The organism is Streptomyces sp. NPDC048411 (assembly GCF_040704695.1).
GTDB lineage: Bacteria > Actinomycetota > Actinomycetes > Streptomycetales > Streptomycetaceae > Streptomyces.
Genome location: NZ_JBEZKL010000258.1, coordinates 1 through 4171, shown reverse-complemented (window position 1 = coordinate 4171; position 4171 = coordinate 1). Strand labels below are relative to the sequence as shown.

4 protein-coding genes and 1 pseudogene are annotated in these 4171 nt (G+C 68.7%); 3 read left to right on the top strand and 2 right to left on the bottom strand.

Annotated features, from left to right (window positions below; all coding sequences use genetic code 11):
* Window positions 1-103: 103 nt before the first annotated feature.
* From AB0915_RS38440 to ggt, 3 genes and pseudogenes are all read left to right on the top strand, one after another.
* Window positions 104-574 (top strand): annotated as a pseudogene (locus tag AB0915_RS38440) (transposase); the annotation flags it as partial.
* Window positions 575-621: 47 nt separating this feature from the next.
* Complete coding sequence (locus AB0915_RS38435; RefSeq protein WP_366695950.1) at window positions 622-1332, top strand: nitrile hydratase accessory protein; 711 nt, start codon at window positions 622-624, stop codon at window positions 1330-1332.
* Window positions 1226-3028 (top strand): gamma-glutamyltransferase, encoded by a 1803-nt coding sequence (gene ggt / locus AB0915_RS38430; RefSeq protein WP_366695952.1) that lies wholly within the window; start codon window positions 1226-1228, stop codon window positions 3026-3028. The genes AB0915_RS38435 and ggt overlap by 107 nt, the downstream gene beginning before the upstream one ends.
* 182 nt (window positions 3029-3210) lie before the next feature.
* Here ggt and AB0915_RS38425 read toward each other — a convergent pair whose 3' ends face one another.
* Together AB0915_RS38425 and cynS are read right to left on the bottom strand one after the other, a co-directional pair.
* On the bottom strand, window positions 3211-3447 hold the full coding sequence (locus tag AB0915_RS38425) for a deaminase (protein WP_366695948.1): 237 nt from the start codon (window positions 3445-3447) through the stop codon (window positions 3211-3213).
* Window positions 3448-3589: 142 nt separating this feature from the next.
* Window positions 3590-4060 carry a cyanase gene (cynS, locus tag AB0915_RS38420; RefSeq protein ID WP_366695946.1) on the bottom strand — a complete coding sequence of 157 codons (471 nt, stop codon included), beginning with the start codon at window positions 4058-4060 and terminating at the stop codon, window positions 3590-3592.
* Between the last annotated feature and the right edge of the window lie 111 nt (window positions 4061-4171).

The following is a 4171-nucleotide window of genomic DNA, read 5'->3' as shown; positions in this document are numbered from 1 at the left end:
CCTCCGTCAGGATGCCCTGCTCGGTCCGCAGTGTGCGGTCGTAGCAGCCCTCCGACCCGTCCAGCCGGTAGCGCTCGCTCGACGTGCCGACGGCAGTGAACTCATCTCGGACGCCGAAGTCGCCGAGATACCTGACTACACCGCGTTCGCGAGCCGCAAAAAAGCAGAGCGGGTCACGGCCCGGCTGATCGTGCGCCGCGTCCGTGACCTGGCCAAACCCTCCACCGTCGGTGAGCAGGGCGAACTCTTCCCCGTCTGGCGCTACCACCCCTTCTTCACCGACAACCCCGCCCCAACTCTCCAGGCCGAGCGGGAACACCGCCACCACGCGGTCGTCGAGCAGGTCATCGCCGACAGCAAAGCCGGAGCCTTCGCACACCTGCCGTCCGGGCACTTTCACACCAACGCCGCCTGGCTCACCCTCTGGGCGATGGCCTACAACCTGCTGCGGGCCACCGGTGCACTGACTTCCGTCTTTCACACCAAGGCCACCACCGCGACTCTCCGCGGGCACCTCGTCCACGTCCCCGCCCGGATCGCACGCTCAGCCCGCCGAATCACCCTGCACCTGCCGCGGACATCGAGGGCCCGGCCGCACCGCCCCGCTCCAACGGTGAGTTGGTGTTCGCCGAGCCGTGGGAGAGCCGTGCCTTCGGCATGGCCGTCAGTTTGTACGAGGCCGGCGCGTTCACCTGGCCGCAATTCCAGGCCGCGTTGATCGACCGGATCGCTGCCTGGGCGCCCGGTCCACGCGTTGACGGGGCCGGTGGATCAGCGCTACGACCACGACGGCCGGGCCGCCCAGTGTGGGGGCTTCAGCGGCGGTTTCGGTGCGGCATCCGGACCGGCTGGTGTTCCAGGGCGCGCATGCAACACCAGGCGCGGACGTCAGCGGCAGCAGTCCGCAGCATCGCGAGGACGTTCGTGACGGTCGGACAGGCCGGACGGAGCAGCACAAGCGGTCATCATGCCGCCCTCACTGACGCAACTGTCACGGGGATGACCTGGGCAGACGCGGATTCCGGCAAGCGCAGGGTCGTTGAACCGCACTGGGTTACTGCCGAGGAACCTCAGATGTTCCGCAAAGATCTCCAAGATCCATTGCCGGTGAGACCGGCTGTTGGCAAAGTGCCAGCAATCACCCTCGCCCGAGGCCCTCGGAGGCTCGATGATCGCCCGCCGTGCCCTGGTGTCTGCCGTGTCAGCGGCAGCCCTCGCTCTTCCTCTGCTCCTCCCCACCGCAGCCGCCGGCTCATCCCCGGCAGGCGGTGCCGCAGCACCCTCCGGCTCGCGTCTCCAGCCGCCGCCCAAGCAGGCCGTCGCCACCGGTAGCGGGGGCGCAGTCTCCAGTGTGAACCCCTACGCCTCGCAGGCCGGCATCGAGGTACTGCGGCGCGGCGGCAACGCGGTCGATGCGGCGGTGGCGACCGCGGCCGCGCTCGGAGTGGTCGAGCCGTACTCGGCAGGCGTGGGAGGCGGCGGCTATTTCGTGTACTACGACGCCGCCAAGAAGAAGGTGCACACCATCGACGGCCGAGAGACGGCCCCGGCCCGGATGCACTCCGACTCCTTCATCGACCCGTCCACGGGCAAAGCCATCCCGTTCCAGGAAGCGGTCAACTCCGGCCTGTCCGTGGGAGTTCCGGGCACCCCGGCGACCTGGCAGAAGGCCCTGGACGACTGGGGCACCGTCTCGCTCGGGCGCGCACTGCGTCCGGCCACCCGGATCGCCGACGACGGCTTCGTGGTCAACGACGAATTCCGCGCCCAGACGGCGATGAACGAGGCCCGCTTCCGGGACATCACCTCGACCTCCGAGCTGTTCCTGCCGAACGGTGAACTCCCCGTGGTCGGCAGCCGTTTCCGCAACCCCGACCTGGCCCGTACGTACCGGGAACTGTCCCGCGAGGGCATAGATGCGCTCTACCACGGCGACATCGGGCGTGATGTGGTGCGCACCGCGCAGAACCCGCCGGTGGCCGCGGGCTCCGACCGAACGTTCCGGCCCGGACTCATGGAGCGGCGCGACCTCGCGAACTACGCGGTGGTGCGCCGGGACCCGACCCGCATCACGTACCACGGGCTGGACGTCTACTCCATGGCGCCGTCCTCCTCCGGCGGCACCACCGTCGGCGAAGCGCTCAATATCCTGGAGAACTTCCCTCTGTCGTCCGCCGACCGGGTCCAGGCGCTGCACCACTACCTGGAAGCCAGCCGGATCGCCTTCGCCGACCGCAACCGCTGGGTGGGCGACCCCGCCTTCTCGGACGTGCCCACGAAGGCGCTGCTGTCCAAGGAGTTCGCGAAGGACCGGGCCTGCCTGATCCGGCCCGACGCGACACTGACCAGCCCGCTGGCCCCGGCGGACCCGCGCGGCGCGACAATCGGCTGTGCCCGGGGGAACGGCACTCAGGAGCCTTACGAGGGGCCCTCGACGACCCATCTGGTGACCGCCGACCGTTGGGGCAACGTGGTCTCGTACACCCTGACGATCGAGCAGACCGGAGGCTCGGCCATCACTGTGCCCGGACGTGGCTTCCTGCTCAACAATGAGCTCACCGACTTCGACTTCACTCCGCTCACCCCCGGGGTACCCGACCCGAATCTGCCCGCGCCAAACAAGCGCCCGCGCAGCAGCATGTCGCCGACGATCGTGCTGCGGGACGGGAAGCCGGTGATCGCGGTCGGTTCGCCGGGTGGCGCGACCATCATCACCACGGTGCTGCAGACTCTCGTCAACCGTTTCGACCTGGGCATGTCGCTGCCAGATGCGGTCGCCGCTCCGCGGATCTCGCAGCGGAACCGGACCACGACCGACGCCGAACCCGCCTTCCTCGACTCACCCGAGCGCACCGCGCTCGAAGGCCTCGGCCAGCACTTCGTCCTGGCCCCACAGACCTTCACCCCCTCCCCGGAGATCGGAGCGGTGGCCGCACTGGAGTTCCAGCGCGACGGGAAGGTCACGGCGGTCGCCGAACCCAAGCGGCGAGGTGGCGGCTCGGCCATGGTGGTGAACGAGAGCCGTTGACACGGCGAACGTTGCATCACTCGGGCCCCGCGCAACGCCTCGGTGCTTACGACGAAAACGCAGACTCCATCGCCAGTCTCCTCGGCCCCACGCCGGAAGGGTTGGCCTGACAGCCCACAATCGCAACGCGACTTTGCCTCGCGGTGAGCGCTGTAGTTGGCGAAATCTGTCAACTACAGCGCTCAGTGTGCGCGGCAGGGGGGCGGCGGGCACACTGCGTTCGTCGATGCGCCGAGCTTGATGCAGGCATCGCGGATGGCGAGGATCTCCGCGTGTGCGGTGGGGTCGCCTGTCTGGGCGACCTTGTTGGGGCTCTCGGCGAGGATCTCGCCGTCCTTGACGATGACGGTCGCGAACGGGCGGCCGCCCTCGGCGACGTTCTGGCGGGCGATGTCGATGGTGCGCTGGACGAAGTCCATGAAAGATCCTCCAAAGACGGAAGGGGGATGCGAGGCCCCGGCAGGCGGCTTCGCAGGGTTCAGGGAACGGGGCGGGGCGGGCCGGAAGACTGTTTCCGGCCCGCCCCGTTGCCGTCCGTGTGTGACGCTGTATCGGCGCCGGTCAGAAGGGCTTGGTCGGCAGGTGCTTGCCGTCCAGGGTGATGACGGCGCGCTCGCCGCCCTCGGGGTCGGCGACCTTCTTCACGTCGAGCTTGAAGTTGATCGCGGAGATGATGCCGTCGCCGAACTCCTCGTGGACCAGGGCCTTGAGGGTGGTGCCGTAGACCTGGAGCATCTCGTAGAAGCGGTACATGGTCGGGTCGGTCGGGATCCGGTTCGGCATCGAGCCACGGAGCGGGATGGTCTGCAGCAGCAGCGCCGCGTCGTCATCCAGGCCCAGCAGCTCGGCCACGGCCCTCGCGGAGTCCTCCGGCAGCGGGTGCTGGCCGAGGACGGCAGCGGTGGTGAAGGCCACCGACAGGCCCGAGGCCTCAGCAATCTGCTTCCAGGACAGGTTCTTGACGGTCTTGGCCTCCACGGCCTTGGCCGCCAGGGCCTCACGAGCGGTCTGCTCGAACTGGGCGTGCACCATGATCAGCCGTTAAATTGGGTCTGGCCCGTAGTCGGTGGTGACGTCGTGTAGCCGTCAGGGCAGGAGGATGCGGTGGCGGAGGAGGTCGAAGCCGGCGCGTCCGTGCATCTG